The organism is uncultured Roseibium sp., from assembly GCF_947499295.1.
Classification (GTDB): Bacteria; Pseudomonadota; Alphaproteobacteria; order Rhizobiales; family Stappiaceae; genus Roseibium.
The window spans coordinates 256351-275045 of sequence record NZ_CANMNP010000001.1 but is presented as its reverse complement, the minus strand read 5'-3'; the positions used below and the strand labels follow the sequence as shown (position 1 = coordinate 275045).

The window sequence follows — 18695 nt, the reverse complement described above, 5'->3', positions numbered from 1 at the left end:
CATGGAATTCCCACAATGGCCGTATTGTTTGCCTATCGATTTGCCTCTTGCCGTCTGATCGGAGTTTTTCAATCATGTTGCCTCGACTTACTTCAACTTTCGCTTTTTTTATTAGTATTCCCGCTGCTGTCCTTGCCGCAGAAAACGGTCCAATAACCAGCATTACACTGTCTTCTGGTGGTCTTGCGGAGGTCGTTCGCAAGGCGGATATCGATAGCACCGGTCTTATCAACATGACGGTGCCGCTCGATCAGGTGAACGATGTCTTGAAAAGCATTGTTGTCTTCGATGAAAAGGGTGTCGTCGAGGGCATCACGCTTCCTGGCCCCAACCCACTGGCGGAGACGTTCAAGAACCTTCCCTTTTCGGTTGATGACCTCCAGTCACCGGCCCGGCTCTTGGCCGCTTTGCAGGGGACCAATGTGCTCATTGAAAAGGCCGGTTCCAGCGTTGAAGGTTTGGTGCTGGGCGTTTCCGTACGTGACGAAGGAGACAGCGGACAACGCAACGTCGTCTCTGTTCTGAGCGCAAGCGGCATCACAAGCGTCGATCTGACCGCCGATACGGAAATTCAGTTTCTGGACGAAGATATTCAGCAGAAAGTTGCCAAGGCGCTCGGAGCCGTCGGCAGAGGCAAGTCCGACGGCGCGCGCAGTGTGGCGCTGAAGGTTGCGGGCGAGGGAGCTCGCGAAGTGGCAGTTTCCTATGTGGTGCCAACTCCCATTTGGAAGACTGCCTACCGTGTTGTGACGCTCGCTGACGACACGGCCCGTCTTCAGGCCTGGGCGGTTCTGGAAAACGCCAGTGGAGAGGATTGGCGGGATGTCACGGTGACCTTGTCTTCAGGTGCGCCGGTAACACTCAAACAACGCTTGCATGATCTTTATTGGAAACAGCGACGCGAAGTCCCGATCGACGTGTCCGCCGGTTATGTGCCCCCGGCGGACACGGGCGCTGAACCTAGATTTGAGGTGGCGGAAAGCGAAGCCATGTTCGACGGCCGTTCAAGGATCGCCGCATTGTCGGCAGCGGCCCCTGCACCGACACCCATGGCGCGCAAGATGGCAAATGCCAATGTCGGCGAGGCAAGTGAAGGAGCTGTGACAGCCTCCTTCACGTTGCCCTGGCCGGTAAGCCTTGAGAGTGGTGAAACACTGTCGGCTCCAATTGTCGATAAGGTCGTTTCCGCAGAAACTGTTTCCGTTTATCGGCCCGAAAGCGGCTTGGCGCATCCGATCGCGGCGATCTTGATCAAGAATGAAACCGACACAAGCCTGCCGAGGGGCATCCTGACGGTCTATGACGAAAGCGAAGGGTATGTCGGCGACGCGCAGATCAATGGCATGCCATCAGGCGAAAGCCGTATGGCGAGCTTTGCAACCGACAAGAAGGTCAGAATTGCGCAATCGGCCGAATCTGACAATGAAATCACGACGATCAAGGTAGCAAACGGCCTTTTGACGGCCTCTGTCCGCCAGCGCGCTGAAACACGCTACGCCATCAAAGGCGCGCCTGATGATGCGCGGACGGTTGTCATTGAACACCCCAAACGGCCGGGCTGGGAGTTTTCCTCATCGGAACATATGGACGATACGGCCACGCACAATCGACTGAAAATTGAAATTCTGGAAGGCGCGACTGAAACTGCGGCCGTGCTCGAACAACGTACGCTTTCAGAAACATATTCGCTGATCACGACCGATGCGCAGACCCTGGTCAGTCTGGCTTCACGCGCCCCTGAAAGGCAGACAGCTACCAAATTGAGGGAACTGGCGAAGCTGCAGTCCGAGATCACCCAGGTAGAACGTCAGATCAATCTGCTGCGTGCCCGCAAGAATGAGGAGACGTCAGACCAAGATCGGCTTCGAGCCAACTTGTCTGCCGTTCAAACCGGTGCCGATCTCTATAAACGAACGGCCCGCAAGCTTGCCGAGTCTGAGACCCGCATCGAAGCAATCGACACTGAGATTGCCGCTATGAAGGAGCGGAGCGAAGAAATCAGAGCAACGCTTGGCGAGGCTATCAGGACGTTTTAGAGGGCGCATCGGCCAAGGCCGTCACTGCGCCCGCCAACTCGTCAAAATGGGAAATGATCCTGTCGGGTCCGAGCTGCTCGACAGGGACAGGTGTGTAGCCGAAATTAACGGCAATGACCGGAATTCCGGCATTGCGGGCTGCATTAATGTCGGTCACGCTGTCTCCGATCATTATAGAGCCGGTCACCGTGCCTCCTGCCTGGTTGATCGCACCGTGCACCGGTGCGGCATCCGGCTTTGAAACGGAAAATGTATCCCCGCTGATGACAGCGTCGAAATATTGAGACAGGTCCAGCTCCGTCAGCAGCGGTAGCGTCAGGCGCTCTGCCTTGTTAGTGCAGACCGCCAGCTTCCAGCCTTCCTCTCGAAATGCCTTGAGTGCGTCGACGACACCATCGAAGGGGCGCGTGTGCACCGCGATGTTCGCGGCATAATGTTCCAGGAAGTGCTCAAAGAGCGGCTCGATGTCTGCGTCCGTCCAGTCAATGCCATTGAACTCCAGACCTCTTTGGATCAGCACCTTTGCACCCATTCCCACCATATGTGCGACGTCGTCTTGGGGTATGGCCGAATGGCCGGCTGCTGTCATGACAACATTGAGCGTTGCAACAAGATCTTCCATGGAAGACACCAGGGTGCCGTCCAAATCAAACACCAGAACAGACATGAGACCCTCAGCTGAGTTGCAGAACGTCAATGCCTATCTGCATCACGCAAATGCTGCAAGCCAATCAATCGCTATGGGTGACAGAGTGTTGGAACTCAATGTTGTCAGAGCTTATAGGCAGTGCGGAAACCGCCCCAATGCCGGCCTTGCACGATAATGGGTGCATCGACTTCCTTCATCCAGACGATGTTGCCGCCACCCATATCCCTTGCGTAGGACTGGATCAGGAAAGGACGGGTGTTACGCGCGGCGCTCAGGCCCGCACGATCGTCGAAAATTCGTTTGTTTCTGCAGTTGGCCGCGTTCCAGACGGGGTCGTCCGGGTTTTGGGGCTTCGAATAAACAAGGTTGTGAACCGGCAAGTAGCCATTCCGGTCAACGGTTGCGCAAAAAGCCAGTCCATTGCAGTTCTCAAGAATGTCTTCCTGGATCTCGGGCAACATGTCTTCCAGTTTGGCAAGCGCGCGCGTTGAGACCTGTTGCGGATTGGTTCCGGCAATCGGCTTGTAGACCGTGTCAAAAAGATCGTCTTGAGTAAGTGCGTTCGCAGCAAGCAGGTTTTCCATTGCGGCAGCGATCCTCGCGGCACCGGACTGTGCGCGTTCGACTTCTTCTGCATGACTTTCGTGTATGGCTGCGATCTTTCGCTCCAACCCAGCCTTGAATGCGTCATTTGGATCACTGAAGGCGCAATGACAGCCGTTCTCCGAAACCGCGACGATTTTCATTTCGGCCTGGCCAATGCCAGTCAGGTCCAAAAGTAGCGTGAAGCCTTTGGAGAATTTACTGTTTTCATCCGGCTTGAACAGCAGTCCACCTTTGGAAATATCAAGGGTTTCAATGCGGACGCTTTTTGAACCGCTCGAGACCGTACCTTGGATCTTGACAGGCAGTCGGTCCGATTGTCGGCGGTCACCCATCCCGGTTTGACGGATCATCATTGTGAAACGAGATTGCAGGGACCGGGTTGCAGCACTCATTTCAGCGCCGGTCTCGCGCGCCAGCGTGCCACCTTCCTCGGCCTTCGCAGCGGAATTGGTGATGGATTGGGCCGTGTGGACAACCTCCTGTACGAAGTCGGCGGTTTTGTGCGCCTGACCACCGATAACGTTCGTTGTTTCGATCTGGGTCTGAACGGCTTCCTCGACGGCTGCAAAGCTCGGGCGAATTTTGCCGATCACGTCGATGATCTGTCCGACTGACCCCAGGCTTTGCTCTGCAGACTGATTGAGCCGATCGATATTGGCAACGATTTGCTCGGTCGCCGATTGTGTTTCGACGGAGAGGGCTTTGACTTCACTTGCCACAACCGAGAAGCCTTTTCCTGCTTCACCGGCCCGGGCTGCCTCGATCGTCGCATTGAGCGCCAGGAGGTTGGTTTGCTTGGCGATGTCGGAGATCAGGCTGACTACATTTGCAATGTCATCAATCGCCTGCTTCAGATCCATAACGCCCTGATTGACCTCGTCGGCAACATCCCGCGCTTCGTTGGCAAGCTCGTTGGAAACGCCGACCTGATTGCCAATCTCGCCGCTGGATGCCGTCAGCTCCTCGATGGAAGCCGCAAGTCCGGTGGCGTTTTCCTCGGCAATGGCTGACTGATCGGCGAGCGACTGGCTGCCGCTGCGAATTGTCGCGAGCGTTTCCATTTGGCTGTCGAGCCGGCTCTGCACTTTTTGTGCTGATGAATCGATCGACTTTGCTGCGACCTGTAAATCGTCCTCAAGGCTGTCGAGCACAAACCCCATCTGGTCGGCATGGGAAGGGTCATCCGTTTCGGCCGGAAGTTCAATTTCAGTGGTCTCGTCGCGAACCAAGTCGTCCGACAAAGCATTATTGTGCCGATCGCGCCGCGGCTTCAGTCGAAAGATGTTCATCTGATTCTGTGCTTTCCGAACACTGAATAATTTCAAGTATTATCGAGGGTCTGTCTAAAATGATGGTTAACAAATTAACCATACGGCACCGTAAGTGTCTGACGGCAGTTCCCCCGTGAAAAGGGGAATGTCACTGGACCGGTGGAGGCTGGCCATGTTAAGCACCCGGCGGCCAGAAAAGAGACGGCCGGTCAACATGCACGTCAATGGGCGTTGACCGGAGGAATGGGTAATGAGCGATCAGTTTAAACAGGAAGCAGCGGAACGCGCGGCAGAAGATGTCACCGAAGGAATGCGGCTTGGCATTGGAACGGGTTCAACGGCCGAGTTCTTCGTGCATGCACTTGCCAAGCGTGTGGCAGCAGGCCTGAGCATTGTAGGTGTGCCGACGTCCGAACGCACACGAGACCTGGCGACCGGGCTGGGCATAAAATTGACCACCCTGGATGAATTGCCGCAGCTCGATCTGACCGTCGACGGTGCTGACGAATTCGATCCTCAACTCGCTCTGATCAAGGGCGGGGGAGGTGCTTTGTTGCGTGAGAAAATCGTGGCGGCAGCTTCCGAGCGAATGATCGTGATTGCCGATGGCAGCAAGGAAGTTGACGCACTTGGGCGGTTTCCATTGCCGATAGAAGTGGTCCCGTTTGGACTGGAAGCAACGCGACGGGCAATCGTCACGGTGCTGAGCGATCTGGGGCTTCCGCAGGCATTGGTGTTGCGAGGCGGGGCCTCACAACCATTCGTGACCGACGGCGGGCATTTTATCCTAGATGCGCACCTTGAAAAAATCTCCGATGTGAAAGCTCTTGCCGCGCCACTGGTTGCCATACCGGGCGTGGTCGAACATGGTCTTTTCATCGAACTTGCAACAAAAGCTTACGTGGCAGGCACAGATGGGGTAAAGACCGTCTTGCCCATCTAAGTAGTATGGATATGGCTTTCCAGGCTAATGAGGAAGCCGCCTAGGAGTAAAAAATGAAGCTAATCAAATCATTCCCACGGGCAGCTGTTCTGGGCGCAGTCATGATGGCTACCGGTTGCCTGTCGACAGCCGCACTTGCACAGGATGGTCCTTCAGAGAGCCATCTGGCAGCGGCAAAAAAGGTGACAATCGCAACGAGAATGCTGGAACCGTTTGATGACATCCTGCCGTTGTTGGCGGAACAGACACGGACTGCCTTCATTCAGGCGCAGCCGACTCGTGCAGAAGACGTCATCGACGTGACCCAGAAGATTGCGCTCCAACTGGCACCGAAGCGCGCGCTGTTGAACGAGAGAGTTTATACGCTGTGGGCCGAAAGCTTTACGGAAGAAGAACTTGATCAGCTTGCTGAATTCTACAGCACTGACCTTGGACAAAAGCTGACCCGCTCGATCCCGGTTGTCACTTCCAAGTCGGTTGCGTCTGCCCGCGAGTGGCAGGATGCCCTGTCTACCGAAATGGTAACACTGGTCCAGCAGGAGCTTGAGCGCATCGACAGCGCCCAGTGATCCTGAGTACCCTGGAAGGCCGGTTGGCATCAGGTGTACACATGAAAAACACGATGATTTGACGACGGCCCTCTGGCTGACGTGAAGGGCCGCGAACGCGGCCCAAATCGTTTGGGTTAGCGGGCAACTCTCTTTGTTGGCATTTGTCCGTTTTCGCGCAGGGGCTTGTTTGAAAAACACGACCGCTTATTTGCGCACCGAATGAAACAAAAGAGCAAAAGCCGGCAAGGCTGAGAATGAAGAGGCTGTGATGACTGAGTACAACTACGATCTGTTTGTCATCGGGGGCGGGTCCGGCGGCGTGCGTGCGGCGCGCATCGCGGCGACCCATGGTGCCCGTGTCGGGATCGCAGAAGAGTATCGCTACGGTGGCACATGCGTTATCCGCGGCTGTGTCCCGAAGAAACTGTTTGTCTATGCCTCAAAGTTCTCTGAGGAGTTTGAAGACGCGGAGGGGTTCGGCTGGTCGGTCGGCGAGCGCAGTTTTGACTGGACCAAGTTGATTGCAGCCAAGGACCAGGAAATTTCCCGGCTTGAAGGCATTTATCGGCGCAATCTTGAACGAACCGACGTGGACATACATGACAGCCGCGCGGTTGTCGAAGACGCTCATACGGTTCGTCTGCTCTCCACCGGCCAGACCATCACGGCCAAATACATTCTGATCGCCGTTGGGGCGTCACCCAATGTTGATACCAATCTTCCGGGTGTGGAACATGTCATCACGTCCAATGAAGCCTTTCACCTGAGTGAATTGCCGGACCAGATCGTGGTTGCGGGCGGTGGCTATATTGCGGTCGAATTCGCCGGCATTTTCAATGGTCTGGGTGTCGACACCACACTGATCTACCGCGGCGAGGAGATCCTTCGCGGGTTTGATCGTGACCTGAGAACGACTGTTCGTGAAGAGATGGAAAAGAAGGGTATCAACGTCATTTTAAATGACACTTTTTCCAAGATCGAAAAACAGGCTGATGGCTCGCTGGTCGGTGCGACCAAGGGCGGGCGCAGCCTCCAGGCCGGTCAGATCATGTTTGCAATCGGACGTCGTCCCCACACCAGCGATCTAGGCCTGGAAAAGGCTGGCGTTGAAATGGACAAGATCGGCGCCATCAAGGTGAGTGATGACTCTCAGACAAGTGTCCCGTCGATCTACGCGGTCGGCGACGTCACCAACCGGGCCAACTTGACGCCGGTCGCTATCCGGGAAGGTCATGCTTTTGCAGACACGATATTCGGTGGCAAGGCCTGGACGGTCGACCATAGCCTGATTGCGACAGCCGTGTTCTCCCAACCTGAAATGGGAACAGTCGGCCTGACACAGGAACAGGCGCTCGAGAAAACGCCGAATCTTGATATCTACAAATCCAGTTTCCGGCCGATGAAGCACACTTTGTCCGGGCGCGACGAGAAAATGCTTATGAAGATGATCGTCGATGCGAAGACGCAGAAAGTGCTGGGTGTGCATGTTGTTGGGCCGGACGCCGGAGAACTGGCTCAAATTCTCGGCGTTACACTGCAAATGGGGGCGACAAAGGCAGATTTCGATCGGACTATTGCCGTACATCCAACCGCAGCGGAAGAGTTGGTCACCATGCGTGAGCCAACAGAACAGCTGCGGGGCTGATCGCGTTCAGTCATAGCCACCAAAAATGTGAAGTCCCGGCGGTCTTTACGCTGCCGGGCCGGTTCCGGATTTTCGAACCGGACGGCGTGCGTGCTCCTGACCGGTCGCTTGACTGGTTTCTTCTTCCTGGAAGAAGGTTTCTTCAAAGAACGAGTATCTGCCGCGCCCCAGTTTCTTGGAATGATAAAGTGCGGCATCGGACCTTGCCACGAGCTGCTCAAATGTCGCGCCATCATCAGGCGCAATCGCAATCCCAACACTCATGCCGATCTGAGCAGATGTTGTTGCGTCCAGGGAGATCGGCTCATTTCCGGCTCTGATCATTGCCTTCGCACAGCGCGTCAACTCGGCGCGAGTGGGCGTACCCTTGTAGAGCAACATAAACTCGTCTCCGCCGATGCGGCAGGCAAGCCCACGTTCTGCGATGATGTCCTGCAGACGCTCTGCAATGGTTCTGATGACCTTGTCACCTGCGGCATGACCAAAGGTGTCGTTGACTGCCTTGAACTTGTCGAGGTCGCAATGGACAACGGCAAAGGGCTGATCCGGTAAGGCCTCGACGGACGCTTCAAGCGACCGGTTGAACTGCAGCCTGTTCCCAAGCCCGGTCAAGGTGTCATGCAAGGCCAGATACCGGTTTTGCTGTTCACTGGCTTGAAGGGAACTTGTCAGCTGTCCGATGCGCCACGCAATTCCGAATGCAAGTGCGGCTAGTGCAACACTCAGAACAGCAATCACCGGAATGACCGTTGGCCAAATGGACGTTCCTTCGGTCTTGCTTGCCCAATTGAAGGTGCCCACCGGTTCCCCGTTAGGGTCTGAGACCAGATGAAAAGGTTCCCGAGCGCCCGGGCCGCTGCCTTCAATGAAGGAAAAGGCGTCAAAGCGGAGCTGGGCATTGAGCTGTTTTAACAGCAAACTGTCCAGATAGCGGGCGGAGAAGAGGATCGTTGGAGGTCCATCCGGCAGGGTTTGGGCATGTCTGTCCGGAACGATCGGCATTGCTCCGAAAATGGCCGGCTTGCCGTCGATCCGTGTGAAACCCATCAGCGCATATTCGCTCGGGTCAACGCCTTGCAAGGATCTGTGTCCGAAACCGCCAGGGACACGGACACGGTTTCGCTGATAAATCAGTTTCAGCTTTTCATGAACAGTTTGGAGTTCGGGCGTTTCAGCGACAGGTCGCCGGATAATGTGGATGTAGTCATCAAAGGACTCTGCCAGAACCTCGCCACCACCGGAGATCAGCACCACCTTATTGTGCCGATAGTCGGTCCACAGCGTATCGAAGCTGAGCTGAACATGAACCGGGTCCAGAGCGTTGACGAGACGCGCCACAGCTTCGTCCGATGAGGCAACACTAATTTGTTCCCGTACAATTGTCCGCATTTGGTAGGCTAGAGCGCCGTCGAACAATTGCTGCTCATTTGCTATAGCCTGCCGGTTCGATGCGTGAGAAGCGACCAGCCCCACAAAGATGAGCGACGCCGCAGTTACGGCGATAAGCAGCCCGGCCAGCAGGAAGGCCAGTCGCGATATCTGCTGCCGCGGAACTTTCCAGGTCCGGTCGCTGTATCTTTTGCCAGGCTCGCTCACACCTTGATCCTGTTTGGCATCATCTACCAAGATGAACGCCATGGGTTACTGCATGTGATGAAATTCTAAGCAGAGATTGCTTAATAAGATGTACGAAAAATTGAAATTTATGAGTAGTATCAATGAGTTTATGCAATTTTCGGTGCTGTGCACATTGCCAGTATTACGGATAAAAATGGAAAGATTGAACTTAGTGCAACTTTGATTGGGTGGTGAAGCCCGACATGTCTTCCGCGTGGGGCGCGGATGGTGCCATGGCGAATTCAAAGGCATTCCGGCCATTATCTTTCGCGCGATAGAGTGCCATGTCCGCGAGGCGGATCAGGTCCTTTTCCGTAGTGCCACAGTCTGGCGCAGTCGCAATTCCGATGGAAATGCCAATTTCCACGCGCTGTCCATTGCCGATGTCGATCGGCTGTGCAATGGCGGATCTGAGCTGGTCTGCCAAAAGGTGCAGCGGATGTTTGTCAGAGAGGCTCGTCACCAGAATGATAAATTCATCACCGCCAATCCGGCTGACAACACCTTTGTCTGCGACGAGACCTTGCAGTCGGTCTGCAACGGCACAGATCACTGTGTCGCCGGCCTCATGGCCGTAAGTGTCATTGACCGGTTTGAAACGGTCCAAATCGCATGTGAGTATCGCAAATGGACAGTCGGGCAGGTTGTCCAGAGCGAAGGCAAGGCAATCGGAAAAGTGATGCCTGTTGGGCAGGCCGGTCAAGGCGTCATGCCTGGCAAAATAGTGGTTTTTCCGCTCGCTCTCTTCCAGCGATCGCGACAATCGGCTGATCTTGCTTGCCACGGCGAAAGCAACGACCGCGATCAGCGTCGCGAGGACGAAAATCAGGGGCAGGGCGGCGACCCAGATTTCACGGCCCGGCTTGGCATGAATCCATCGAAAATATCCGAATACCGAGCCGTCGGAAGCCATGACCAGGTGATTGCGCGCATCTTCCTGTGCAGGTGCCCCCAGCTGAAAACGCAAATCCTTGAACGAGAGCTGGTCGTTTATTTCTGCGACCCACTCTTCATCGAGATAGGCGGCATTCACGAGTACGTGTGGATAGTCTTCATTCAACTGTACCTGGCCGTCGTCTGGCAGAATGGGCATGGTACTCAAGAACGCAGGCGTACCGTCAACAACGGCAAATGTTGCAGCAGAAAGGTCAAGAAGAACCGATTGTGGCATGTGCCAGTTTAAAAAATCAGAGCCGGAAACACCACGCTTGGCCTCAAAGGCAGCTCGCGTTTGATCTGCCAGTTCTCTTATCAGATTGTCGGGCGGCAGCTGTTTGGGCCCGAATCTGGTTTTGCCTTCGACAGCCTCAGCAACCATGGTGCCGTCCTTTCGGACAATGAAAGTCCGATCCAGCACATAGTCTTCCCAGAGGTATTCGACGAGCTCGTCTTCGATGAATTCCTTGTCGAGAGGCGCCTGCACGGCATTGAAGGTTTTGTCCCATTGGGCTAAGGACAGTTGGTCGCGCCCGATCTGCCAGTGAATGTCCTTGAGCATTGCGTCCATACGCATTTGCTCGCTTTCCAGCGCTTTGCGGTCGGCTTCTCGCCATGCCATGTGGGCAATAAATGTCAGCGAGGCCGCGGACAGCACGATGAGCAGTGCCGCAAGCCCATAAATCCAGACAGTTATTTTCCGCCCGGCATTTAGACCGGTGGAGGAAAGGCTGTGCGGAACGCCATCATTTTCGCGTTTGCCAAGCAAAGGCTGGTCACCTGTTACGTTAAAAACGCAACTACACTAGCCTCTAAGACTTAAAACTGTCTGCCCGTAGCGTGATTATCTGGGAGACTTCTCCCCAATTCTTCGAAGAGCCTTAACAAAGAGTTCGATTTCATCTTCAGTATTATATGCATGCAAGGAGGCGCGTACGACCGAGTCCAGCCCTCTTTCGGGGAGATCTATGCGTGCCGAACTTGCGGTGCTGACCGAGATATTGATCGATGAGTCAGACAATCGGGATTTGGTTTGCTCCGCTTGTTCTCCATCAAGCGTGAAGGTCACGATACCGCCCTTCCTGGCGCCTTTGTCATGCAGGTTTGACCCAGCGATGCCTTTAAGTTCAGAGCGCAATTGTGCGCCTAGTGCACAAATGCGATTTCCGATGCGCTCCATGCCGAACCCTATGGCATATGTGGTGGCAACTCCCAGACCGATTTGCCCTGCAACATATCTTTCCCAGGTTTCAAACCTTCGAGCACCGGGAACGAGCCGGTACGTTTTTTCGTCGATCCATTCAGCCGACTGCAGATCAACGAATGGTGGGTCGAGTTGATCAAGTACCCGGTCGCTTACGTAAAGAAAACCGGTTCCACGAGGCCCTCGCAGATACTTTCGACCGGTGCCGGACAACATCTGGCATCCGATTTCGTTGACGCTGAGTGGAATCTGGCCGGCTGACTGGCAAGCGTCCAACAAATATAGAATTCCGGCCTTGTGAGCGATTTCGCCAACGTCTTCGGCAGGATTGATCAAGCCGGAAAAGGTCGGGATATGCGTCAAAGCGATCAGCCGGGTTCTCGGCGTGATGGTAGACTGAAGCTGCTTCAGGTCAATCTGCCCATCTGCGTCATCCTCGACGATGTCGATCTCGATGCCTTTGCGGCGCTGCATCTGAAGAAAAGCGACATAGTTGGATACATATTCCGAACGCCCGGTCACGATGCGGTCACCTTCGCGGAAGTCGATGGCATAAAAGGCCATATCCCAGGCACGTGTGGCGTTTTCGATGTAGGCGATTTCATGCGGCTTGCTGCCGATGAGTGCGGCCAGTGCTATATAGAAACCGTCGAGGTCAGCCATTGCGGCGGCTGCTGCCTCATAACCTCCGATCTTGGCTTCAAGATCAAGATGCTGTTTGACAGCATTCAGAGAAGGTTGCAGGGCCAGACCCGTGCCGGCATTGTTAAAGTGGATCCGCTGGCCTACACCGGGTGTGTCTGCCCGCAAGAGCTCGACGTCTTGTTGAGACAGGGAAGGGACAATCATGGCAACCCTCAAGCGGCATCAAGAGTTATCTGGAGACTCAAGACCGGTTCATCATGACAATCACTTATTTTGGTTATGGCTCTCTCGTCAATGTCGACACCATTCCCGCTGCAATGGAGGTAACCCCCGGCCGTCTAAGCGGGTGGGTCCGTGAGTGGCGTGTTTGCGGTATTGGTGAGGACGGTCAAGGTCGGTGTGCCTTGAGTGTTAGAAAAAAGCAAGGAAGCGAAATCTGGGGCGTGATGGCGCGCGAGGCAAAAGAGGGGCTTGCCCAACTGGAGCATCGTGAAAGGCGCTATGAAAAGGTTGAAGCCATCGGAACCGCTTTTGCCTGCGAGGCAAAGAACGAGCCTGGGCCTGCCGATCTCTTTCTCTTCAAGGCGGCGCCGGATCACCTTAGATGGGGAAACGATGCACATCCCATTCTGCAAAGCTATCTGGATTGTGTTCTGGCAGGCTACTTCGGGATCTGGGGAGAAGACGGGATCGACCACTTTCTGGAAACAACGGACGGATGGCAGGCCCCGGTTCTTTCTGACCGGCACAAGCCGCATTATCCGCGAAGTATCAGGCTTGAGAGAGACCTTGCGCTTCTTGTGGATGAAAAGCTGACCGGCAAGGGCGTCGAATACATGCAGCCTTGAGATGGGTCGATTGAACAACTTGTGCACTTAGCCAAGCCAGGTTTGCAGACCGTGTCCGGCGAGGTAAGCGATGCCAGCCGCCAGCATGCCGATGGCCATTGTTTCCACTCCGCAGGACATCCAGTGTCTTTGAGACCACTTTGCACGGAAGGACCCGATCGCGAAGAAAGCTATGGCCGTCAAAATCGTTGCCGTTGCCGCATCGGCTGGAAGCGGCAGGATGAAGGGAACCAGCGGGATCGCGCCGAAAAGTACAAACGCTGCAAAAGTATAAAGGGCTGCCTTTAGCGGATTGCGCATACCGTCCGACATTCCGTATTCGGCCTGCATCATGGTCTCGATCCATGTTGTCCGATTTGAGGAGATAAGTCGCACGATGTCCTCAAGGTCGTCACCAGAGAACCCCTTGCCGGCAAAGATCTGACGGAGTTCTTCCCGTTCTCCGTCCGGTTCGATCTCGATGTGTTTTTCTTCGATCGCTCTCAAGCGCTGAAAGTCCTCGTTTTCGGACTTGGAACCGCTGTAATTGGCGGCGGCCATTGAAAATCCGTCTGCAAGCAGATTTGCAATTCCAAGAATTAGGATGACTTTAGTGGAGAGGTTCGCGCCAACGGACCCGGCAACGATTGCGAAGGTTGTTACGGCACCGTCAATCCCGCCATAGATCCAGTCCCGCAAGTAGCTGGTGTCCGGACCTGCTGCGAGGCGGACGGAAATATCGTGGGGCCGGTGGCTGTGTTCGAGACGTGGCTGCGGCATAGAAAAATCCTGAATTTTGCTCAGGTTCTGCGCTATTTGGGTTCTGTGCCATGATCCGTCTCAAGGCTCGCAACAATTCAGGGTTTGATTTCTTGGAAATCAGAACCGGATTTCAGTCGAAATTTGGCGGAATGCCCTGTGGCATAATCGGCACTTGGCGTGTATAAGGCCGCACGTTTGCACGATTTGGGCAAATAAAATCGGACGAATTTGTCGTGGACTGCGCGGTTGGCCAAATGGAACGAACCTGCAGGTCCAATGAGGAGTAGGAATGATGGCGGAGAAGTGGAGCCCGGACAGCTGGAGATCGAAACCGATCTTGCAGGTGCCGGAATACCCGGATCAAGAGGCTTTGGCGGATGTTGAACAGCGCCTGTCGACTTATCCGCCGCTCGTTTTTGCAGGTGAAGCGCGTGCTCTGAAGCAACAGCTCGCTGATGTCGCGGCCGGCAATGGTTTCCTTCTCCAGGGTGGAGACTGTGCAGAGAGTTTTGCCGAGCACCATCCAGATCACATCCGTGACTTTTTCCGCGTTTTTCTGCAGATGGCAGTTGTCCTGACCTACGCAGCCGCTCAGCCTGTCGTGAAGGTTGGACGTATTGCCGGACAGTTCGCAAAGCCGCGCTCTTCGAATATTGAAAAGAAGAACGACGTTGAGTTGCCGAGCTACCGCGGAGATATCATCAACGATATCAACTTCACGTCTGAAAGCCGGATCCCGGACCCGACGCGAATGGCCATGGCCTACCGGCAGTCAGCGGCAACACTGAACTTGCTACGCGCCTTTGCGCAAGGTGGTTTCGCCAACCTGGATCAGGTGCATCAGTGGACGCTGGGCTTTGTCTCCGACAGTCCGCAAGGGCACCGTTACAAGGAACTGGCTGACCGGATCGCGGAATCGCTCGCCTTCATTCGGGCTTGCGGTATCAGCGGCGATACGGTTCCGCAGATGCGCGGGACGGATTTCTTCACCAGCCATGAGGCCCTGCTGCTTGGTTATGAAGAAGCATTGACCCGTGTCGATTCCACATCTGGCGACTGGTACGCAACATCCGGACACATGATCTGGATTGGCGACAGGACCCGCCAGCCGGACCACGCCCATGTGGAATTCTTCCGCGGTATCGAAAACCCGATTGGCCTGAAATGCGGACCGTCCTTGACGGCGGACGGATTGCTGGAACTGATCGACGTTCTGAACCCGGACAACGAGCCTGGCCGTCTGACGCTGATCGCCCGCTTCGGTGCGGACAAGGTGTTCGACCATCTGCCGCAGTTGGTGCGCGCAGTGGAACGCGAAGGCAAATCTGTTGTCTGGTCCTGCGATCCGATGCACGGCAACACAGTTTCCGCTGGCGGCTATAAGACCCGCCCGTTTGATCGTATTCTGAAAGAGGTGGAAGCATTCTTTGCCGTCCACCGTGCTGAAGGCACCCATGCAGGCGGTGTGCATGTCGAAATGACCGGCCGGAATGTGACCGAGTGTACCGGCGGTGCAAGAGCGTTGACCGAAGAACAGCTTGGCGATCGCTATCACACGCATTGTGATCCGCGGCTGAACGCCGACCAGGCACTGGAATTGGCTTTCCTGATTGCGGAAAATCTGAAGAAGGAACGTGACGACAAGCAAGCCGAACCGTTGGCGGCAAGCGCCTGATCGGATCTGTTGCTTAACGCTGCGTTATCAAAAGGCGGCCTCGGCCGCCTTTTTTCGTTTCCAAAGCGCAAAATCACATCTGGGCAGAGATTTGGTAAGCCTCATTTAACGCTCCGGGCGCATACCTGCATCGGAGGCGTTTCTTCTGTTGCCACGTTTCGGCGAGAGGATGGAACGTTTGAGAGTTTGAGTACGACCGGACGGCTATGAGTTGCCGGTCGCGTTGATTGTCGAGTTGCTGGGGGAGTGGACTTTGCGCGACCGGTGGGATCTTTCAAAGAATTCCTGTCTGATTGCTGAGGACAATGCCCACATGCGCGCAATAATGCGTTCAATCCTGACCGGGTTTGGAATTCGCTCTACGTTCGAGGCAAGCGACGGCGCGGAAGCATTGGAACTGGTCGTGGACCGGAAACCCGACATTGTTCTGTGCGATTGGGTCATGTGTCCTTTTGGTGGCAATGAATTTTTGCGCATACTCAGAGGCGACAGAGATCCGCTTATCAGCACGACGCCGGTTTTGATCGTGACCGCCCACGCCAAACGCGCCACGATCCTGGAGGCGGTTGGCATTGGCATCCATGGATTTGTTGCCAAGCCGGTTTCACCAGCCGTTCTCTATAATCACATAGGCGAAACACTGGAGCGTCAGGATCTGCACGGTCGGTCCAAAGGGGTACTTGGACCGGGCCACCAAAAACTCCACCGAAATCTTAATCCGTCAGAGGCACCTGAACTTGAAGTGCCATCAGCGCAGCCGTATGACGATTTTGACGCCTCGGGGTTGGCGCTGCTTTAGACCGAAACCCTATTTTTATTTTGCGAACAAAGTTGTTCGTTTCCCCTCAAAGCGAAGCGCGACGGTCTGCATGCAATTGCATTCCATTGGCTTTAGGAATTCTGCCCCGAACCAACAGCCGGTCTTGTGTTGAGTTCAGGAAATTTACATCGCAATAAAGCACTTGCGGCGCGGTAGGCTCGGCAAAAGAGGAAGGTAGATGGCAAGGTCAACTTATCACACCGGGGGCTGCCTCTGCGGCCACATTCGTTTCGAAGCCACAGGTCCGGCCTTGAACCCACACACCTGTTCTTGCCAGATGTGTCGCAAACACACAGGGGCGCTCACAGCGACCTGGGCCGAGTTTTCAAGTGACGCTATTGCTTGGACTGGACCGGGCGGCCAACCGGCCACTTTCCGATCATCTGAAAATTCCAGCCGGGCCTTTTGCGGGCGGTGCGGCAGTACAATAGGTGCAATCGACGACGCACCGACTATCGCACTCCTTCTTGGAACCTTTGACAAGCCTGCCAAAAAGGACCTCATGCCAACCGCACATTCGTTTCGAAGCAGCCGGCCGAAATGGTGGCACGTGGATATCAAGGCCGATTAGGCGTGACCGGTTCTGGCAGAGAGGCGCGGAGAGGAACCATGTTTTGCGCAACAAGCGCAGCAGGGCAGGACCAAAACTCTTTGCCACCAATCGCGCAAGGAATAGACTGAACCTTTGAGCGCATGCGTGAGAGCGGTTTTCTGGTTTGACGTTTCGAGACCAAAGAACACCTGAAGGTTCGCGAGATCAGATAGACAGGTGGCGTTCTTCAGGCTACATCTTGGAAGAATGACACTTCCTGGCATTGCTCCCATGATATCTGATCGTTTTAGACTGGCTGTCGCGCAGCTGAACCCGACCGTTGGCGATGTGGCCGGCAATACGGACCTTGTTAGAAAGGCCCGTGCCGAAGCCGCCGCAAAGAAGGCGGATATCGTTCTGACTTCAGAACTGGTGCTCTCCGGCTATTTGCCCGAAGACCTTGTTCTGAAACCGGCATTTGTCAGTCGGTGCATGGAATGTGTGGAAGCGCTGGCAAAGGAAACGGCCGATGCTGGGCCTGCACTGGTGGTTGGCACGCCTTGGAGAGCTGACGACGGTCAGGTCTACAACGCAGTCGTGTTGCTTGACGCTGGCGAAATAAAAGCGGTCCGTTACAAATACGATCTACCTAACTATAGCGTTTTTGACGAAAAACGGGTCTTTGCAGCAGGCCCGTTGCCCGGTCCGGTCGATTTCAGAGGTGTTCGCATCGGTTTGCCGATCTGTGAAGACATCTGGAATGACGAAGTCTGCGAATGCCTTGAAGAAACTGGCGCTGAACTTTTGATGGTACCAAACGGGTCTCCATATTGGGAGAACCGTGCCGAAGAACGCATGCAAGTGGTTGTCGCCCGGGTTGTTGAGACAGATTTGCCTCTGATCTACTGCAATCAGCTTGGTGGGCAGGACGAGCTCGTCTTCGATGGCGGATCCTTTGCTTTGGCAGCGGACAGAAGCCTCGCGTTTCAGATGCCACAATTTGAGCCCGGCATCGGTATAAGCGACTGGACGAGGTCCGGTGAAACCTGGGTCTGTGAAAATGGCGAATTCGCTAAACTTCCGGACCTTGACGAGGCCAATTGGCGTGCCTGCGTCATGGGACTTGGTGACTATGTCAACAAGAACGGATTTCCGGGTGTCGTTCTGGGTCTGTCTGGGGGGATCGATTCCGCCATTTGTGCCGCCATGGCGGTGGATGCGCTGGGTGCCGACAGGGTGCATGCGATCATGCTGCCTTTTCGGTATACGTCTGAGGAAAGCATCGAGGACGCAGCTGCGTGCGCCAATGCTCTTGGCATCCGCTATGACACGGTTCCGATTGCAGAGCCCGTGGAAGGGTTCACTTCCGCTCTTTCCGCTCTATTCAGTGGAACCCAGGAAGACACGACAGAAGAAAACCTGCAGTCACGGGCCCGTGGTGTCATCTTGATGGCCGTCTCCAACAAATTCGGCAAAATGGTTATGACGACTGGCAACAAGTCGGAAATGTCGGTCGGGTATGCGACCCTTTATGGCGACATGAACGGCGGCTACAATCCCATCAAGGACCTATATAAGACACAGGTTTATCATTTGGCAGCCTGGCGTAACGCACATCTGCCCAACGGGCTGCTTGGGCCGGACGGAGAGGTTATTCCCTCCAATATCATCACCAAAGTTCCGACTGCCGAACTTCGCGAAAATCAGACGGATCAGGATTCGTTGCCTCCCTATGATGTTCTCGATGACATTCTGGAGTGTCTGGTAGAAGAGGAAATGTCCGTTAGTGACATCGAAAAACGCGGCCATGACAGAGCGTTGATCCATCGTATCGAGCACTTGCTTTATGTCGCCGAATACAAACGACGTCAGGCGCCTCCCGGCGTCAAGATCACGGAGCGGAATTTCGGCAAAGACCGCCGCTACCCAATTACCAACAGGTTCCGGGACCGCACCTGACGCCGGTTCTATATCTT

The 18695-nt window shown here is 55.0% G+C and carries 15 protein-coding genes; 9 read left to right on the top strand and 6 right to left on the bottom strand.

Features of this window, described 5'->3' with window-relative positions:
• The first annotated feature begins 74 nt into the window (after positions 1-74).
• On the top strand, positions 75-2036 hold the full coding sequence (locus tag Q0835_RS01255; protein WP_298957939.1) for a DUF4139 domain-containing protein: 1962 nt from the start codon (positions 75-77) through the stop codon (positions 2034-2036).
• Here Q0835_RS01255 and gph read toward each other — a convergent pair.
• Entirely contained in the window at positions 2023-2703 is a 681-nt protein-coding gene (gph, locus tag Q0835_RS01250) for a phosphoglycolate phosphatase (RefSeq protein ID WP_298957937.1), read from the bottom strand. The genes Q0835_RS01255 and gph overlap by 14 nt on opposite strands.
• Before the next feature lie 104 nt (positions 2704-2807).
• Positions 2808-4580 (bottom strand): methyl-accepting chemotaxis protein, encoded by a 1773-nt coding sequence (locus Q0835_RS01245; protein ID WP_298814631.1) that lies wholly within the window; start codon positions 4578-4580, stop codon positions 2808-2810.
• Positions 4581-4812: 232 nt separating this feature from the next.
• Here Q0835_RS01245 and rpiA point away from each other — a divergent pair, with 232 nt between their 5' ends.
• From rpiA to gor, 3 genes are all read left to right on the top strand, one after another.
• The gene (gene rpiA / locus Q0835_RS01240; protein ID WP_298957935.1) at positions 4813-5505 is read left to right on the top strand and encodes a ribose-5-phosphate isomerase RpiA; all 693 of its coding nucleotides are present in this window, start codon (positions 4813-4815) and stop codon (positions 5503-5505) included.
• 53 nt (positions 5506-5558) lie between these two features.
• Positions 5559-6074 (top strand): DUF2059 domain-containing protein, encoded by a 516-nt coding sequence (locus Q0835_RS01235; RefSeq protein WP_298814625.1) that lies wholly within the window; start codon positions 5559-5561, stop codon positions 6072-6074.
• A gap of 250 nt (positions 6075-6324) precedes the next feature.
• Positions 6325-7701, top strand: coding sequence for a glutathione-disulfide reductase (gene gor, locus Q0835_RS01230; RefSeq protein ID WP_298957933.1), 1377 nt, complete (start codon positions 6325-6327; stop codon positions 7699-7701).
• A 45-nt stretch (positions 7702-7746) separates the two neighbouring features.
• Here the strand turns inward: gor and Q0835_RS01225 are convergent, their stop codons facing one another.
• The 3 genes from Q0835_RS01225 to Q0835_RS01215 all read right to left on the bottom strand — a co-directional run bounded on the left by Q0835_RS01225 (position 7747) and on the right by Q0835_RS01215 (position 12307).
• The gene (locus tag Q0835_RS01225) at positions 7747-9339 is read right to left on the bottom strand and encodes a diguanylate cyclase (RefSeq protein WP_298957931.1); all 1593 of its coding nucleotides are present in this window, start codon (positions 9337-9339) and stop codon (positions 7747-7749) included.
• A gap of 148 nt (positions 9340-9487) precedes the next feature.
• The gene (locus tag Q0835_RS01220; RefSeq protein ID WP_298957929.1) at positions 9488-11023 is read right to left on the bottom strand and encodes a diguanylate cyclase; all 1536 of its coding nucleotides are present in this window, start codon (positions 11021-11023) and stop codon (positions 9488-9490) included.
• 75 nt (positions 11024-11098) lie between these two features.
• A complete protein-coding gene (locus tag Q0835_RS01215; protein ID WP_298957927.1) occupies positions 11099-12307 on the bottom strand; it encodes an aminotransferase class V-fold PLP-dependent enzyme in 1209 nt (402 codons plus the stop codon).
• Positions 12308-12360: 53 nt separating this feature from the next.
• On the opposite strand from Q0835_RS01215, the gene Q0835_RS01210 reads away from it, so the two are divergent.
• Positions 12361-12951, top strand: a complete 591-nt coding sequence (locus Q0835_RS01210) for a gamma-glutamylcyclotransferase family protein (RefSeq protein WP_298957925.1) — start codon at positions 12361-12363, stop codon at positions 12949-12951.
• 27 nt (positions 12952-12978) lie between these two features.
• Here the strand turns inward: Q0835_RS01210 and Q0835_RS01205 are convergent, their stop codons facing one another.
• The gene (locus tag Q0835_RS01205) at positions 12979-13710 is read right to left on the bottom strand and encodes a VIT1/CCC1 transporter family protein (protein WP_298814606.1); all 732 of its coding nucleotides are present in this window, start codon (positions 13708-13710) and stop codon (positions 12979-12981) included.
• 274 nt (positions 13711-13984) lie between these two features.
• Between Q0835_RS01205 and Q0835_RS01200 the strand changes: the two genes are divergently transcribed.
• The 4 genes from Q0835_RS01200 to Q0835_RS01185 all read left to right on the top strand — a co-directional run bounded on the left by Q0835_RS01200 (position 13985) and on the right by Q0835_RS01185 (position 18678).
• Complete coding sequence (locus Q0835_RS01200; protein WP_298958587.1) at positions 13985-15367, top strand: class II 3-deoxy-7-phosphoheptulonate synthase; 1383 nt, start codon at positions 13985-13987, stop codon at positions 15365-15367.
• A gap of 211 nt (positions 15368-15578) precedes the next feature.
• A complete protein-coding gene (locus Q0835_RS01195; RefSeq protein WP_298814602.1) occupies positions 15579-16166 on the top strand; it encodes a response regulator in 588 nt (195 codons plus the stop codon).
• 199 nt (positions 16167-16365) lie between these two features.
• A complete protein-coding gene (locus Q0835_RS01190) occupies positions 16366-16758 on the top strand; it encodes a GFA family protein (protein WP_298957923.1) in 393 nt (130 codons plus the stop codon).
• 252 nt (positions 16759-17010) lie between these two features.
• Positions 17011-18678: an NAD+ synthase gene (locus tag Q0835_RS01185; protein WP_298814597.1), complete on the top strand. Its 1668-nt coding sequence runs from the start codon at positions 17011-17013 to the stop codon at positions 18676-18678.
• The last annotated feature ends 17 nt before the right edge of the window (positions 18679-18695 follow it).